General features: G+C 56.4%; 17 protein-coding genes. 9 read left to right on the top strand and 8 right to left on the bottom strand.

Annotated features, from left to right (window positions below):
- Positions 1-5 precede the first annotated feature (5 nt).
- Positions 6-1,130, top strand: a complete 1,125-nt coding sequence (locus tag AC2FID_RS12005) for a porin (protein WP_496696825.1) — start codon at positions 6-8, stop codon at positions 1,128-1,130.
- 183 nt (positions 1,131-1,313) lie between these two features.
- The gene (gene tig / locus AC2FID_RS12000; protein ID WP_282151585.1) at positions 1,314-2,645 is read left to right on the top strand and encodes a trigger factor; all 1,332 of its coding nucleotides are present in this window, start codon (positions 1,314-1,316) and stop codon (positions 2,643-2,645) included.
- Positions 2,646-2,740: 95 nt separating this feature from the next.
- Here tig and AC2FID_RS11995 read toward each other — a convergent pair whose 3' ends face one another.
- The 7 genes from AC2FID_RS11995 to rpsF form a co-directional block, all read right to left on the bottom strand.
- Positions 2,741-3,592, bottom strand: coding sequence for an acyl-homoserine-lactone synthase (locus tag AC2FID_RS11995; RefSeq protein ID WP_282169337.1), 852 nt, complete (start codon positions 3,590-3,592; stop codon positions 2,741-2,743).
- Between the two features lie 97 nt (positions 3,593-3,689).
- The gene (locus tag AC2FID_RS11990; RefSeq protein WP_058274014.1) at positions 3,690-4,391 is read right to left on the bottom strand and encodes a LuxR family transcriptional regulator; all 702 of its coding nucleotides are present in this window, start codon (positions 4,389-4,391) and stop codon (positions 3,690-3,692) included.
- Between the two features lie 214 nt (positions 4,392-4,605).
- A complete protein-coding gene (locus tag AC2FID_RS11985; RefSeq protein ID WP_496766964.1) occupies positions 4,606-5,094 on the bottom strand; it encodes a transglycosylase SLT domain-containing protein in 489 nt (162 codons plus the stop codon).
- Between the two features lie 153 nt (positions 5,095-5,247).
- Complete coding sequence (locus tag AC2FID_RS11980; RefSeq protein WP_496766965.1) at positions 5,248-5,604, bottom strand: hypothetical protein; 357 nt, start codon at positions 5,602-5,604, stop codon at positions 5,248-5,250.
- Between the two features lie 239 nt (positions 5,605-5,843).
- Complete coding sequence (gene rplI / locus AC2FID_RS11975) at positions 5,844-6,464, bottom strand: 50S ribosomal protein L9 (RefSeq protein ID WP_496766966.1); 621 nt, start codon at positions 6,462-6,464, stop codon at positions 5,844-5,846.
- Positions 6,465-6,476: 12 nt separating this feature from the next.
- Positions 6,477-6,704: a 30S ribosomal protein S18 gene (rpsR, locus tag AC2FID_RS11970; RefSeq protein ID WP_005982441.1), complete on the bottom strand. Its 228-nt coding sequence runs from the start codon at positions 6,702-6,704 to the stop codon at positions 6,477-6,479.
- A gap of 27 nt (positions 6,705-6,731) precedes the next feature.
- Positions 6,732-7,085 carry a 30S ribosomal protein S6 gene (gene rpsF / locus AC2FID_RS11965; protein WP_082637099.1) on the bottom strand — a complete coding sequence of 118 codons (354 nt, stop codon included), beginning with the start codon at positions 7,083-7,085 and terminating at the stop codon, positions 6,732-6,734.
- Positions 7,086-7,369: 284 nt separating this feature from the next.
- On the opposite strand from rpsF, the gene AC2FID_RS11960 reads away from it, so the two are divergent.
- Positions 7,370-7,888 carry a hypothetical protein gene (locus AC2FID_RS11960; protein ID WP_108860342.1) on the top strand — a complete coding sequence of 173 codons (519 nt, stop codon included), beginning with the start codon at positions 7,370-7,372 and terminating at the stop codon, positions 7,886-7,888.
- Between the two features lie 128 nt (positions 7,889-8,016).
- Positions 8,017-8,589, top strand: coding sequence for a YceI family protein (locus AC2FID_RS11955; protein ID WP_109311412.1), 573 nt, complete (start codon positions 8,017-8,019; stop codon positions 8,587-8,589).
- A 59-nt stretch (positions 8,590-8,648) separates the two neighbouring features.
- Here the strand turns inward: AC2FID_RS11955 and AC2FID_RS11950 are convergent, their stop codons facing one another.
- On the bottom strand, positions 8,649-9,875 hold the full coding sequence (locus tag AC2FID_RS11950) for a cytochrome b/b6 domain-containing protein (protein WP_496836975.1): 1,227 nt from the start codon (positions 9,873-9,875) through the stop codon (positions 8,649-8,651).
- A gap of 161 nt (positions 9,876-10,036) precedes the next feature.
- Here AC2FID_RS11950 and fabD point away from each other — a divergent pair, with 161 nt between their 5' ends.
- From fabD to AC2FID_RS11925, 5 genes are all read left to right on the top strand, one after another.
- On the top strand, positions 10,037-10,975 hold the full coding sequence (gene fabD / locus AC2FID_RS11945; protein ID WP_496836973.1) for an ACP S-malonyltransferase: 939 nt from the start codon (positions 10,037-10,039) through the stop codon (positions 10,973-10,975).
- Positions 10,976-11,017: 42 nt separating this feature from the next.
- On the top strand, positions 11,018-11,755 hold the full coding sequence (gene fabG, locus AC2FID_RS11940) for a 3-oxoacyl-[acyl-carrier-protein] reductase (protein WP_058274008.1): 738 nt from the start codon (positions 11,018-11,020) through the stop codon (positions 11,753-11,755).
- A gap of 209 nt (positions 11,756-11,964) precedes the next feature.
- A complete protein-coding gene (locus AC2FID_RS11935; RefSeq protein ID WP_005982462.1) occupies positions 11,965-12,198 on the top strand; it encodes an acyl carrier protein in 234 nt (77 codons plus the stop codon).
- Between the two features lie 139 nt (positions 12,199-12,337).
- Positions 12,338-12,877, top strand: coding sequence for a GNAT family N-acetyltransferase (locus AC2FID_RS11930; RefSeq protein WP_113789512.1), 540 nt, complete (start codon positions 12,338-12,340; stop codon positions 12,875-12,877).
- Between the two features lie 123 nt (positions 12,878-13,000).
- Positions 13,001-13,744: a 1-(5-phosphoribosyl)-5-[(5-phosphoribosylamino)methylideneamino]imidazole-4-carboxamide isomerase gene (locus AC2FID_RS11925; protein WP_058274006.1), complete on the top strand. Its 744-nt coding sequence runs from the start codon at positions 13,001-13,003 to the stop codon at positions 13,742-13,744.
- Positions 13,745-13,753 lie beyond the last annotated feature (9 nt).

Here is a 13,753-nt window from a genome sequence, read left to right as displayed (position 1 = left end):
ATAAAATGACAGTGAATTTGAAACTTCCCTCGGTTGCCGCTGTTCTGGCGATGACCACGGCGATCCCTGCCGCTGCTGAACTAAAGTACGAGAATAACAGCGGCGGTTATGTGGTGCTGTACGGTCAACTCGATCCGGTGATCGTATCGGTTGATGACGGCCAGGAGACCGAGACCCGGTTGCTGGACAATGACCTGTCCAACAGCCGCGTAGGTTTGCGCGTCATGCAGCCCTATGGCAGCAATGAGTTCATGTTCCGGTTCGAAACCGGTCTGGGTCTGCCAAGTACCGGGACAGCCAACCAGGATGGTACCAACACCAACGGTTGGAGCCGTGAAGATATCCGCCACGTCGATTTCTCGCTCAAGGGTGGATACGGCAAGTTCTCTGCCGGTCAGGGCAGTATGGCCTCGGACGGGGCCGCCGAGACTGATTTGTCCTACGTCGGGACGGCTTTGTATTCTTTTACGAACGATGAAAACGGCGCGTTTTTCTACCGGGGAGCAGACGGTGTCTTGAGTGGCATCACCGTTGGCGACTCGGCCAGCAACTTTGATGGCGCGCGTCGGGGCAGGGTCCGGTATGACACGCCCGATTTCAACGGCTTCTCAGCGGCGATTGCTTATGGTCAGAACATCTTGTCCAGCAGCGACGACGACGATTATTACGATCTCGCAGTCAAGTACCGGAACACCTTCACCAACGGTGTAGAGTTCGCAGCGAGCATTGCCTACGCAGTAAGGGATTTCGACGGCCAACCCGGCGAACGCAAGGATACCATCGGGTCCGCGTCCGTCCTGTTGCCCAGCGGGTTCAGCTTTACTGCAGCCCTCGGCACGCGGGATGATACCTCTACCGGCGCGAGCGATCCGGATTACTGGTACACCAAGCTTGCTTATGAAGGGGATTGGGTGTCCTGGGGTAAAACCGGCGTTGGTATCGACTATTTCGACGGTTCTGATTTCGAAAATCAGGGGTCCAGCACCAAGTCCTGGGGTATTGCCGTTGTTCAGCGGATCGACGCGATCAACACGGATGCCTACCTGAAATACCGCAACCATGATTTTGACGACACGGTCGACTTTGACAAGAACGAAGCATGGGTACTGGGTGCGCTCTGGAAGTTCTGACGACGTTTCCCCGTAAACTAACGGCGCCCCAGTTTGGCTGGGGCGTTTTTTTGTTCAAATCGGCGGCAAAACAAGGCTGATCTGGCCATTGCCTCTTGCACGTAAGCGGCTGGGCAAATAGAAGGCGTCAAATTTGCCCGGCGCGCCGTTTTGCGCGCCCCGAATCCTATGGGGACTACCATAATGCAGGTTACCGAGACGCTGAACGAAGGTCTGAAACGCGGCTACAATATCATCGTATCCGCAGCCGAGCTGGACGACAAAGTTAACGAGAAACTGGTCGAAGCGCAGCCGGAAGTCGAAATGAAGGGTTTCCGCAAAGGCAAAGTGCCGATGGCATTGCTGAAAAAGCAGTTCGGTCAGCGCCTGTTGGGCGAAGCGATGCAGGAAAGCATCGATGGTGCGATGAACCAGCATTTTGAAGACAGCGGCGAGCGCCCTGCGCTTCAGCCCGAGGTCAAAATGACCAACGAAGACTGGAAAGAAGGCGACGACGTCGAGGTCGCAATGTCCTATGAGGCACTGCCTGCGATCCCCGAAGTTGACCTGAAATCGGTCGAGCTGGAAAAGCTGGTTGTCAAAGCGGACGATGCAGCCATCGAAGAAGCGCTGAACAGCCTGGCCGAAACCGCGCAGGACTTCAAAGCGCGCCGCAAGGGTTCGAAAGCCAAGGACGGCGATCAGGTTGTGATCGACTTTGTTGGCAAAGTTGACGGCGAAGAGTTCGAAGGCGGTTCGGCTGAAGACTATCCGCTGGTTCTGGGTTCCAACAGCTTCATCCCCGGCTTCGAAGAGCAGCTGGTTGGAGTGAAGGCCGAAGAAGTCAAAGACGTCAACGTTTCCTTCCCCGAGGAATACGGCGCAGAGCATCTGGCCGGCAAAGACGCCGTATTCACTTGCACCATCAAAGAGGTGAAGGAACCCGTTGCTGCGGAAGTAAACGATGAGCTGGCAACCAAGTTTGGCGCAGAAGATCTGGCCGCGCTGAAAGGTCAAATCGCCGAGCGTTTGGAAGCGGAATACTCCGGTGCATCGCGCGCGGTCATGAAGCGTGGCCTGCTGGACGCGCTGGACGAGAAGGTATCCTTCGACCTGCCGCCGTCGCTGGTTGAAGCCGAAGCCAAGCAGATCGCACATCAGTTGTGGCACGAGGAAAACCCGGAAGTGGAAGGTCACGACCACGCTGAGATCGAGCCCACAGACGAGCACAACAAGCTGGCCGAACGCCGCGTGCGTCTGGGCCTGCTGTTGGCTGAACTGGGCCAGAAGGCCGAGGTTGAGGTCACCGACTCTGAGATGACCCAGGCGATCATGAACCAGGCACGTCAGTACCCGGGTCAGGAACGTCAGTTCTTTGAGTTCGTGCAGCAGAACGCTCAGATGCAGCAACAGCTGCGCGCGCCGATCTTCGAAGACAAAGTCATCGACTACGTCTTTGAACTGGCTCAGGTCGCGGACAAAGAAGTCAGCAAAGACGATCTTCAGAAAGCCGTTGAGGCACTGGACGAGGAGTAATCCTCGTTCAACCATCCCCATGGGCATAAAAAATACGGAGCCGTCTGAAAAATGACGGCTCCGCTTGGGTGGCTTTAACCTATGAGGTGAGGGGGTCAGGCCTCATGAGCAAAAGCACGGGGGGTTCTTAACAGAGCGGTCTTCTGCTCTGGCGTAAAGCGGTCTGAAAGCGCCTCGATCAGCTTCAGTACAGACTCGACTTCGGTTTTCGATGTTGCCGAACTCATCTGTTCGACAAAGTACTTTTCCAACTGAGTCAGCGGCTGGTGGTCGTAGTTTGCGGCACTTGGCTTGGCCTTTGCGCCCTCAAACAACTCCAGCGCCTGTTCTTCGGTCAGGAAGACATCGTGTTCAATGTCGGCGTAATCCCGAATTCCGGCGATCCGTTCATCCGAACAGTCCATAAGAGCGGCCATGGCCACAACCTTGCCCATTGGCTTGGCAGTTCCAAGATAGTCGTAAGGCGCGTTGCCGGATCGTTGCAGGACGCGGTTCATCACAGGGTCAATCACGGCAATCGAGTCCAATACGCCGGCCATCTTGGCATATTCGAACGAGCCAATCATGATCTCGCTGGTGACATAGGATACCGAGTTTTCCCCACGTCCTCGCCCAAGCTTTTTGGTGTCGACGCAAAACCGGGTTGCTTCCCAGACCTGCGCGCTGCGGATCGGCGGTTCGCCGTCCAGGATTGAATGAAAAACGTCGGACAGCATGTGTGGCCCGGTCGTTTGCAGTAGTCTCATGCACCCGACAACGTCCCCCTCGTCGTCGATGCTAACTACATGTGCTGGATGAAGGTCGTCGAAATGGTCGCGTTCGCGCCCGTCTACGATATTTACATCCCAACCAAGGCGGTCGCCAAAAACGCGCGCGCGCAGTTTGTACATCTCGTCCAAGACATGCTTAAACTTATTCTGGTTGATACCATCAATTACGATGATCATTTCCATCCCCCTACAGTCTGGTTACCGTAAGGATGACGTTAACTAAGATTTGAGCTAAGACTATTGGGGGTTTCCCGTATTTTTTGATCTTTTTTGATTATCCTGGGGCAATTAGGCCCAATCCAATAGCTCTTCCAATGGCTTGCGGTGTTGTCAACGCGCCCATTTTTTCACGCCCGGATCGCATATGAACTTCGACGGTTCGGTGGGAAATCGACAGGATATCACCGATGTCTTGCTGTGATTTTCCGTCCGCAACCCACTGCAGGATCTCTTTCTCTCGCGTCGAAAGGGCTGGTAAATACAGTGCTTTGGCCAGCAGGCCAGACTGCATCACGGTATCATGCGCTGTAACTGCGGCCATCTGCAGGTCCCCCATCACATGTTTCTTCAGCTTTGCCCACTCGGAATCCGAGCAATTTCGGGTCACATTCAGCAGGCCACATTCCCCGTACGGGCCACGTACCGGAACGGTTAAGCCACGGGAAGTAATGCCAAAATCATGCGCATCCCGAAAAACCGAATGGAACTTTTCGTCGTGATTAAATCTGCCCCAGTCCACCGGAGCGATGCTGAGCGCAGATTGATACAAGGTCGGATCGAAATGGTGGAAACCTTGGCTGCCATAGTGAATCTTCCATTCGTCCGGGTAGTTGGCATATCCCTGAACATCACCCTTTACAGGGTTAAAAGTGGCGTAAGATGCGTAATCGAATCCCAATTCATCGCAGACAGCATTAATTATGTCGGCTGCCGACTTTTCCTCGTGGTCGATCGCGGCCAAGTCTATAAGTTTCACCTGTCCAACCTTTGCGGCGGCAAATCTTTCCCCAAAGAAATGCCAAGTCTGTCCATTTCACCGAATACGTTGCGTCAACTGTGGTGCCTGACGCAAGCTAATTATACATATCGCTTAAGCATAATGCGTGGTTATGGCAACAGAATACCTTAGCGATTGCATAAGTCATTATTGCAACCTTTACGCTAATGACAAGTTATATCCTTACCCAACGTCACTCTGACCTTAGGCCAGTTTCAACCAGCATCCCGGCGGCCTTCGCCTCGGGGTAGTAACCTTTGGCATAAAGGAAGATAGCCCGCTTCTGGTCGCCATCTGACAAGAGCCACGCCCCACGCAGGTATTTTCCGGCGAACTCCAGATTGGTGTCTGCATCCAACAAACCCTGTGCGTTGCCTTTGTACCCCATGGATCGCGCTGTCGCGGGTAGGATCTGCAGCAACCCGTAATAGGGGTTGTTGACCGCCCATGGCCGGTGCGTGCTTTCCCTTATGGCGAGCTTGTGCAACAGCTCGCGTGGCAATTCATAATGGTCAGCCCACTTGTTGATTGAGGCGCGCAATTCAGGGGTTTCGTTGGGGTATAGCGGCGGATCAAAAGGGGCATTGCGAGAGCTCTGCTTGCCATCCAGGCCACCGCAGGCAGCCAGGGCAGGTGCGCCGAGTAATGCAACAAGTAGAGCGCGTCGCGTGTAGTGGGGCATGTGTAGTCTCCGGATGGGGTTTGGGGCATGATAGTCCTGCCGAACGCAACCGCAAGCAGACAGCCAGCCCGCGTGCTGATTTATGCCGGGTCTCGCTGCGTCACAATCCGGTGCCAGAGTGTTCCTTATTGGTCAGCTCGGAAAGGCGGGTTGTCACATATCGACCTGGAACCACAAAATGATATCCGCAAACCAGATCTTGTTCACTGTCGCGCGAAACTGAACGGTGTTATTGATCCCCGGGTTCAGAACAGTTCCGGGGAAGGTCTCCCATAATCCACGAATGTCGCCGCCCGACATGGATGGGCCGTAGATAAAGGTATCGTTTATCTCGATCTGAAAGGCCCCTCCGGACGGCGTTGCCCAGGCTTTGAAGGCGAGGATCGGTTTCGCGCGGTTGGTTCCGATGATCAGGTTGGAAGGGATTGGGTCGCTGAAGGTCTGGCTTTCACCGGGGTTTACAGAAAAAGAGCCATCATTCACGACGATGTAGTTGCACAAGGATGCCATAGTGGTTTCTCCTGTCGGATCGCGATCCGCCCAGATGTGCGATCACGCAAATTGCTAATAAAATGAACTTCAAAAAAATGCGGCTGGGGCGGCAGGGGCCGCGTGACCGTAGGATAGCATAATTTCAATCCAAATTCCTGGTCTTGCCTGACGTCACTCTTTGTCACGGTCTGGGGTTCGAACACAAAAAAAGGCCGCGCCCTTCGGCGCGGCCAATCAATCTTTCAAAGGCAGCCGGATCAGGCTTTGGCTTCGTCTTCCTCAGCCAGGGCCTCTTCGGCAACCAAATCGTCATCGTCGGAAGCTGCGGAACCGATATCGTCGAACAGTTCGGCGATTTCGAATTCTGCGGCGGCCTCTTCTTCGGCAGCCAGTTCCTGGATCGACTTGCCCGAAGCCTGCAGTTCGGCTTCTTCTTGCGAACGGGCAACGTTCATTTGGATCTTGACTTCGACCTCGGGGTGCAGCTTGACCGCCAGCGAGTGCAGGCCAAGCTCTTTGATCGGAGCGATCAGAGCAATCTGCTTTTTGTCGACGGTGAAACCAGCTTCGGTTGCGGCATCTGCGGCGTCACGCGGGGTGACCGAACCGTACAGAGCACCAGCATCCGATGCCGAGCGGATCACGATGAACTGCTGACCGTCCAGCTTTTCAGCCAGAGATTCAGCTTCTTTCTTGGTTTCCAGGTTGCGCGCCTCAAGCTGCGCTTTTTGGGATTCGAACGACGCAATGTTGGCGTTCGAAGCGCTCAGCGCTTTGCCTTGGGGCAGCAGAAAGTTGCGGGCGTAGCCAGGCTTGACGTCAACGACGTCGCCCATCTGACCCAGTTTCGCAACGCGTTCCAGCAGGATAACTTGCATATCAGTCTCTCCTTACTTCACAGCGTAGGGCAGCAGGGCGAGGAAGCGGGCGCGCTTGATAGCACGGGCCAGCTCACGCTGCTTTTTCGCCGAAACGGCGGTGATGCGCGAGGGAACGATCTTGCCACGCTCAGAGATGTAGCGCTGCAGCAGACGGGTGTCTTTGTAATCGATCTTCGGCGCGTTGTCGCCCGAGAACGGGCAGACCTTGCGGCGGCGGAAAAATGGTTTTGCGGCCATGGTATATGTCCTTTCGTCAGGCGTTGATCAGCGGCGCTCGCGGCGGCCTTCGCGCTCGTCGCGCTTCTGCATCTGGACCGAAGGGCCCTCGTTGTGCTCGTCGACCTTGATGGTCAGAACGCGCATAACGTCGTCATGCAGGCGCATCAGGCGCTCCATTTCCTGAACGGCGCCAGCTGGGGCGTCGGTCTTCAGGAAGGAATAGTGACCCTTGCGGTTCTTGTTGATCTTGTAGGCCATCGTCTTGACGCCCCAGTACTCGCTTTCGACGACGTTGCCGCCGTTGTCAGCCAGAACGGTGCCGAAATGTTCGACGAGGCTTTCTGCCTGCGCGTTGGACAGGTCCTGACGCGCGATCATTACATGCTCATACAGTGGCATGTGCACTCCTGTTTCTATCAAGGCGCATTTCAAAGGCGGGGCCGGTTCGTCCTTCGCGACCCTGCCACGAGAGGCTGCGCGATTCATAACTCTTGCGAAGGATGGCCCCATATACACCATTCGCGTCGGGGGGCAAGGGCCGTCACACATGCCTTGGTGAAGTCGCGCTATTTCCTTTGCGCTGCCCAATTCCTGACGCTTTTCGGCTCAAAGTTGTTTTGCATACCGGGAACTAACCGGACAGACCGAACCAAAGACGGCAACGTGAACTAGGGTACAGAGAAATGACCGCGATGAACACGAATACCTTCGAGAAGTCTGCGACCAGCACGACTTATGATCAATCGGTTCCAGTTCTTATCGCATTTGCGCCGAACTGGAGGGCACGCACCGTTCTGGCACGCATCGCGGGGGCGTTGTTGATCGTTGTCGCGTTTTCCATGTGGCTGATGTCTGGCGCGGTGATGGCAACCGAAGTTTGGCCGATCAAACTGGCTGCGTCGCTGACATTCTTACTGATCGGCGTCAGCCTGCTGACCATTCAGGTGCTTGATGCGCGCCCCGATGCCTATTTTGATCCGATCCGCCGCGAAGTACGCGTGCTGCAAAAGAATGAAAACGGGCGTCCTCAGACAGTACTGCGCCGCAGCTATGACACCTTGGGTGGTGCACGGTTCGATGATGATCAGGTCGAACTCTATGATGTGGACGGCAGCCTGCTGATGAAGTTGCCGCTACAATCGGCGGATGTTGGCCGAGCGCTGAAGGGCCAATTGAGCGGAAGTGTAACGATCTTCGCCTGATTTTCACTTCTGTTCATTTAGGAACAGAAATTGTTAGAGAATAAGTCTTGTGTGCCGCCCAAGGGCGGCACATTTTTGTTGTTGAGCATTCCAACTGGTTTGCACTCACAACATTTTTGGAGATAGTCATGAAATCCACCCTTCTTGCTGCTGCACTGGCCGTATCGGCGACCTCGGCGTTTGCAAGCGCCGAGAAATACGTTTTGGACCCCAGCCACAGCCAGGTTGTCTTCAACTATAACCACCTTGGTTTTTCCACCACGACTGGCATGTTCTCGGGCTTTGAAGGCGAGATCATGTTCGATCAGGAAAACCCGGCAGATTCCAGCGTGAGCGTGTCGATGCCTGTGGTCGAAATGATCACCGGCTGGAAGCCGCGCGAAGATCACTTCATGACCGAAGACTTCTTTGGTGTCGCCGAGGGTGACCTGATTTCGTTCACCTCGACCGGTATCGAAGTCACCGGTGAAAACACTGCGAACATCACCGGCGATCTGACCATGAACGGTGTGACCAAGTCGGTCGTTCTGGACGCCAAGCTGAACCAGGTTGGCGAGCATCCGATGGCGGGCAAGCCCTGGGCAGGATTTGATGCCACCACCACACTGGTCCGCAGCGAGTTCGATCTGGGCCAGTTCGCACCATTTGTAAGCGACGAGGTTGAGGTTCGTATTTCGGTAGAGGCGCAAAAGGCCGAGTAAGTCTGCCTTGCATGCGAAAAGAAACCGCCGGGGCCCGTCAGGCCACGGCGGTTTTTTCTTTACTCGGCTTGGGTGGCTGTCAGTTCAACGGCTACCTTGACGGCAAAGGCCAGCGAGTCCTCGGTTGGTTGCGTCGTACCGACGTCGTAATCCATACGGTTCAGATCCAACTCTCCCTGCATCTTGGCGGTGCCGTCCTGCAGGTCCAACTCGAACGGCAGGACGACGTCCATGGTTTTGTCGCGAATGGTCAAAGTGCCGCGTGCCTCATAGGCCAGATCGGTCTTGAACAGATCTGCGGTAAAATTCGCGGTCGGGAACTGAGCGCTGTCAAAAAAGTCCGCGCCAAGGGCCTGTTGTGTCACGGTGCCAATGGTCAACGAGCCGATGGCGATTGTCACATCAACAGCTCCGGCCGGTCCGGGTTCCGCGGGGTCGTCGAATGTGATTGCCGCAGTCCAGTAGGAAAACGCGCCACTGACGGGGCTGCCCAACTGGGTGATCGTGATCGCCAGCGAACCTTCCTGCACCTGCCAGTCGGATTGCACCGCCTCCAGTTCGGCAGAAGCATGATCACCGGTCGGATGTGCCGAGTAGGCTCCGTCGAACCACCCGATACTAATAGCAACGGCCCAGACGGCGATTGCTGCGATGACGGGCGCAGGTGAGTGCCATTGCGTTGGCGGTTCCGGCAAATCAACCCGTCCGGGCAGCATGCGGCGCAATGTGCTGTCTTTGTCGATCACGTGGTGCTTGAGCGCGCCAACGATATGCAAAACCAGAGCACCCACCAGCACCAGCATCAGGACGAAGTGTAACCCGGCGCTTGTTTCGGCCAATGCGGGGGATTTGGGCACAAACGGCAGGTTCTGCCCGAACGGCCAGAGGATCGGTGCAAACCCTTCGGTGGCCGCATGGTGAATCCAGCCTGTCAGAGGAACCAGAACCAGCGAGCCATACAACAGCCAGTGGACGGTTTCCGCAGCAAATGCCTCGGGCTTGTTTTCAGCATTGAGCAACCCAGGCTTGGGTTGGCTGATCGCCCACAAGATACGGGCAAACGCCACGAAAAAGACCGTGACACCGATAGTTTTGTGCAGCGAGAACAGCCGGGCCGCCTGTTGCAGGTCTTCCGTTGTCGTTGGAATGGCCGGGTCTTCAATTGCGTGGGCCAGTTCGTTCGCAAACCATCCAATCGGAAGCGCCGTCAGAATGAGCAAGGCCGTCAGCCAGTGGAAGGTTTTTGAAACGCCCCCGTAGCTTTGGGTGGTGTTGGCAATGGGCATTGGTTCACGACTCCGATCTGTTTGCTGCGACCACCCTAAATGCAGCGGAGGCCGACACAATAGCCTCTGACGCACAGAATGCGTGTCAGGATGCAGAGCTTGTGCCGCTCGTTCACTCGGTTTACACCCCATCGCAACCTAACGTCATCCAAGAGGTTGCAATGACACGCGCGTTCGTTTTTCCGGGGCAGGGCGCCCAAACCATCGGTATGGGCAAAGCACTGGCCGAGGCCTATCCGGCTGCAAAGGCAGTTTTCGACGAGGTCGATGAAGCGCTTGGTGAAAAGCTGAGCAACCTGATCTGGGAAGGTGATATTGCCGACCTGACGCTGACGCAGAACGCACAGCCGGCGCTGATGGCAACCTCGATGGCCGCGATGCGCGCGTTGGAGGCCGAAGGTGTTGCGGTCACGGACGCTGCATTTGTAGCTGGGCATTCGCTGGGGGAATACTCAGCGCTTGCGGCAGCTGGTGCGCTGTCGATTGCGGATACGGCGCGTTTGTTGCGGACACGTGGTCAGGCGATGCAAAGCGCCGTTCCGGTTGGTGAAGGCGCAATGGCCGCAATTCTGGGGCTGGACCTTGAGGCGGTTCGTGCCGTCGCAGAAGAGGCTGCGCAGGGCTCGGTCTGTCAGGCCGCGAACGACAACGATCCTACTCAGGTCGTTGTTTCAGGCGCAAAGGAAGCCGTGGAACGTGCAGCCGAGATTGCCAAGGAAAAAGGCGCAAAGCGCGCTGTAATGCTTCCTGTTAGTGCTCCGTTCCATTGTGCGCTGATGCAGCCTGCTGCCGATGTGATGGCAGAGGCGCTGGCAGCGGTGGAAATCAAGGCTCCGGCGGTTCCGCTGATCGCCAATGTGCGGGCTGAGGCTGTCAGCGACCCGGACCTGATCCGTCAGTTGCTGGTCGAGCAGATAACCGGTTCTGTGCGCTGGCGTGAAAGCGTGCTGTATATGGCGTCGCAAGGCGTGACCGAGACATGGGAGATCGGTGCAGGCAAAGCGCTTTCGGGGATGATCCGCAAGATCGACCGCGCGATTGCTGGCAAGGCTGTAGGCGCGCCGGATGACGTGCAGAATATGGTTAAGAGCGAATCATAAGAACAACGTGCGACGCAAGTTGCGCTGCAAAGGGAAGATCGAATGTTTGATTTGACAGGTAAGAATGCGTTGATCACCGGTGCGTCCGGCGGGATTGGTGGCGAGATTGCGCGCGTGCTGCACGGTGCGGGGGCCACGGTTGCGCTGTCCGGCACACGTGTCGAACCGCTGGAGGCATTGGCCGCCGAACTGGGCGAGCGGGCGCATGTTCTGCCATGCAACCTGAGCGACGGCGAGGCTGTTTCCGCACTTCCAAAGCAAGCGGCTGAGGCGATGGGGTCGGTTGATATCTTGGTCAACAACGCTGGGATTACCCGGGACAACCTGTTCATGCGTATGTCGGATGACGAATGGCAGAGCGTGATCGACGTGAACATGACCTCGACCGCCAAGCTGTGCAAAGGCGTGCTGCGGGGTATGATGAAAGCGCGCTGGGGTCGGATCATCAACATTTCATCCGTCGTCGGTGCCACTGGGAACCCCGGTCAGGCAAACTATGCAGCGTCCAAGGCAGGTATGGTCGGCATGACCAAATCCCTGGCCTATGAGGTTGCCAGCCGCGGGATCACGGCAAATGCGGTTGCTCCGGGCTTTATCACCACGGCCATGACCGACAAGCTAACCGACGATCAGAAATCGGGTATTTTGGGGCAGGTTCCCGCCGGTCGCATGGGTGATGCATCGGAAATTGCAGCGGCTGTTCTGTATCTTGCCAGCCCCGAAGCCGGATATGTTACCGGAACCACCTTGCATGTTAACGGCGGTATGGCCATGTTGTGAGCGCGGACAGGGGCAGGTGCGAAAGCGTTTGCCTCGCGCGTTGTCTATGCTATAGGCGGCGCATAAATGCTGGGGTCGACCAAATGGTCGGCCTTCTACTTTCCCGGTCATCCGGGACCCAACCGCCCGCACCGGGCAAATCAAAGCCAGCCTGAGCGGGCAAGGGCAGAACCGGGCACTAGGCCCTGAAAACGGAATGAGGAATAGACATGAGCGACGTCGCAGATCGCGTTAAAAAGATCGTTGTTGAGCACCTGGGTGTTGAAGAAGACAAAGTGACCGAAAACGCGTCCTTCATCGACGATCTGGGCGCAGACAGCCTGGACACTGTTGAGTTGGTTATGGCCTTCGAAGAAGAGTTCGGCATCGAAATCCCCGATGACGCAGCCGAGACCATCCAGACATTTGGCGACGCCGTCAAATTCATCTCAGAAGCTTCCTAAAGCTTCGAAATAATCAAAAAGCGGCGCTTCCGGGCAACGGAGGCGCCGTTTTTTTGTGCCTTGTTCAATTCTGCCTTGCAAGGTGCCGTATTCGTTCGCAACCTTTTGCCCGAGGCACATAATTCAAAGCGGGCAGGGCATGATACGATCCACCCCTATGATCAATACGGCCCGTTTGACGCTGTGCGCCATGCGGCCAGAAGATTTCAACCGGTTCGCCGAGATTTGGCGCAACCCATGCATCGTGCGACATATCGGCGGCAAGCCGCGGTCGCGCGGAGAGGCGTGGGATTCATTCCTTCGAAATGCCGGGCACTGGCAAATGGCCGGTTTCGGGCAGTGGGCCGTGGTCCAGCAGTCGAATCGCCAGATGGTCGGTCAGGCGGGGTTCTTTTACGGTAACCGTTCGATTGGCGAGGATTTCGACAGTTTCCCCGAGGCTGGATGGATTCTGGTTCCCGAGGCACAGGGACAGGGATTGGGGCTGGAGGCCGCGCAGGCCGCGCATGATTGGTTTGACCGGATCATGCCCGGTCCATTAGTGGCGATGGTGAATTCGGCAAACTCAGTCTCGCAAAAACTGGCAGGTAAACTGGGCTATACCCCGATGCGCGAATGTGCGTTCAACGGCAGCGACGTCACGCTTATGCGCCGCAACGGACCGCCGCCGCGCCACTGACAATTTGAGACTTCGCGAATGCCGCAAACCGGCCGTAGTTTGCCGATCCTGGTAATAACGGACCGATCTTCCGCGTGTATGGTACTCTGGAATTGCAGAGCGATTGAGCGGAGGAGAATGCTCATGAGGATTTACCCCACGATGGAATTGCAGAACGGCCGGTGTGTCACACTGGACAAAGGCCGTCTGGACGATGCGATGATCTGGCATGTGAATCCGGCGGACACGGCACGCAGCTGGTCTGCAGCCGGTGCCATGTGGATGCACCTGACGGATTTCGATGCGATCGAAGGCCGCGATACCAACGCCGAATTGGTCGAGGAAATTATCCGCACGTCCGAGATGTCTGTGCAACTGGCCGGCGGTATGCGGACGCGGGAACAGGTCGAATACTGGATCGACAAAGGCGCGGGACGGGTGGTGATTGGTACGCTTGCCGCCTGGGATCCGAATCTGGTCAAGGAACTGGCCAAGCTTTATCCGGACCAGATCGTTCTGGCTGTGGATGTCTGGCAAGGTCAGGTCATGACTGAAGGCTGGCGCAGTCAGAGTGCGTTTACGCCCGAAGCGTTTATTCAAGCGTTCGAGGGCACGCCCTTTGCGGCGATTCTGGTGACCGATATCGACAGCGACATCGAAGACGTCGATGCGCAGCTGGGTCTGATCTCGGGTCTTGCACAGCTGTCACGCACGCCGGTTATTGCCAGCGGTGTCGTTCGGACATCAGATGACATCTCGCGTCTGGCCTATGTGCACAACATCTCGGGCGCATTGGTTGGGCGGGCTTTGTTCCGCAAAACGATTGACTTGGCAGACGCGCTTAACGTGGCCGAGCAAGCCCACGAGCCGGTCGCTGAATTCCAATAATCCTGTCTT

The organism is Ruegeria sp. CDSC068 (genome assembly GCF_059610545.1).
This window is presented reverse-complemented; position numbering and strand designations above follow the sequence as displayed.

What these genes read in the sequence shown, in the direction of transcription:
- AC2FID_RS12005 (WP_496696825.1), top strand. Translation starts at nt 6, where the DNA reads ATGACAGTGAATTTGAAACTTCCCTCGGTTGCCGCTGTTCTGGCGATG.
- tig (WP_282151585.1), top strand. Translation starts at nt 1,314, where the DNA reads ATGCAGGTTACCGAGACGCTGAACGAAGGTCTGAAACGCGGCTACAAT.
- AC2FID_RS11995 (WP_282169337.1), bottom strand. Translation starts at nt 3,592, where the DNA reads ATGATCATCGTAATTGATGGTATCAACCAGAATAAGTTTAAGCATGTC.
- AC2FID_RS11985 (WP_496766964.1), bottom strand. Translation starts at nt 5,094, where the DNA reads ATGCCCCACTACACGCGACGCGCTCTACTTGTTGCATTACTCGGCGCA.
- AC2FID_RS11980 (WP_496766965.1), bottom strand. Translation starts at nt 5,604, where the DNA reads ATGGCATCCTTGTGCAACTACATCGTCGTGAATGATGGCTCTTTTTCT.
- rplI (WP_496766966.1), bottom strand. Translation starts at nt 6,464, where the DNA reads ATGCAAGTTATCCTGCTGGAACGCGTTGCGAAACTGGGTCAGATGGGC.
- rpsR (WP_005982441.1), bottom strand. Translation starts at nt 6,704, where the DNA reads ATGGCCGCAAAACCATTTTTCCGCCGCCGCAAGGTCTGCCCGTTCTCG.
- rpsF (WP_082637099.1), bottom strand. Translation starts at nt 7,085, where the DNA reads ATGCCACTGTATGAGCATGTAATGATCGCGCGTCAGGACCTGTCCAAC.
- AC2FID_RS11960 (WP_108860342.1), top strand. Translation starts at nt 7,370, where the DNA reads ATGACCGCGATGAACACGAATACCTTCGAGAAGTCTGCGACCAGCACG.
- AC2FID_RS11955 (WP_109311412.1), top strand. Translation starts at nt 8,017, where the DNA reads ATGAAATCCACCCTTCTTGCTGCTGCACTGGCCGTATCGGCGACCTCG.
- AC2FID_RS11950 (WP_496836975.1), bottom strand. Translation starts at nt 9,875, where the DNA reads ATGCCCATTGCCAACACCACCCAAAGCTACGGGGGCGTTTCAAAAACC.
- fabD (WP_496836973.1), top strand. Translation starts at nt 10,037, where the DNA reads ATGACACGCGCGTTCGTTTTTCCGGGGCAGGGCGCCCAAACCATCGGT.
- fabG (WP_058274008.1), top strand. Translation starts at nt 11,018, where the DNA reads ATGTTTGATTTGACAGGTAAGAATGCGTTGATCACCGGTGCGTCCGGC.
- AC2FID_RS11935 (WP_005982462.1), top strand. Translation starts at nt 11,965, where the DNA reads ATGAGCGACGTCGCAGATCGCGTTAAAAAGATCGTTGTTGAGCACCTG.
- AC2FID_RS11930 (WP_113789512.1), top strand. Translation starts at nt 12,338, where the DNA reads ATGATACGATCCACCCCTATGATCAATACGGCCCGTTTGACGCTGTGC.
- AC2FID_RS11925 (WP_058274006.1), top strand. Translation starts at nt 13,001, where the DNA reads ATGAGGATTTACCCCACGATGGAATTGCAGAACGGCCGGTGTGTCACA.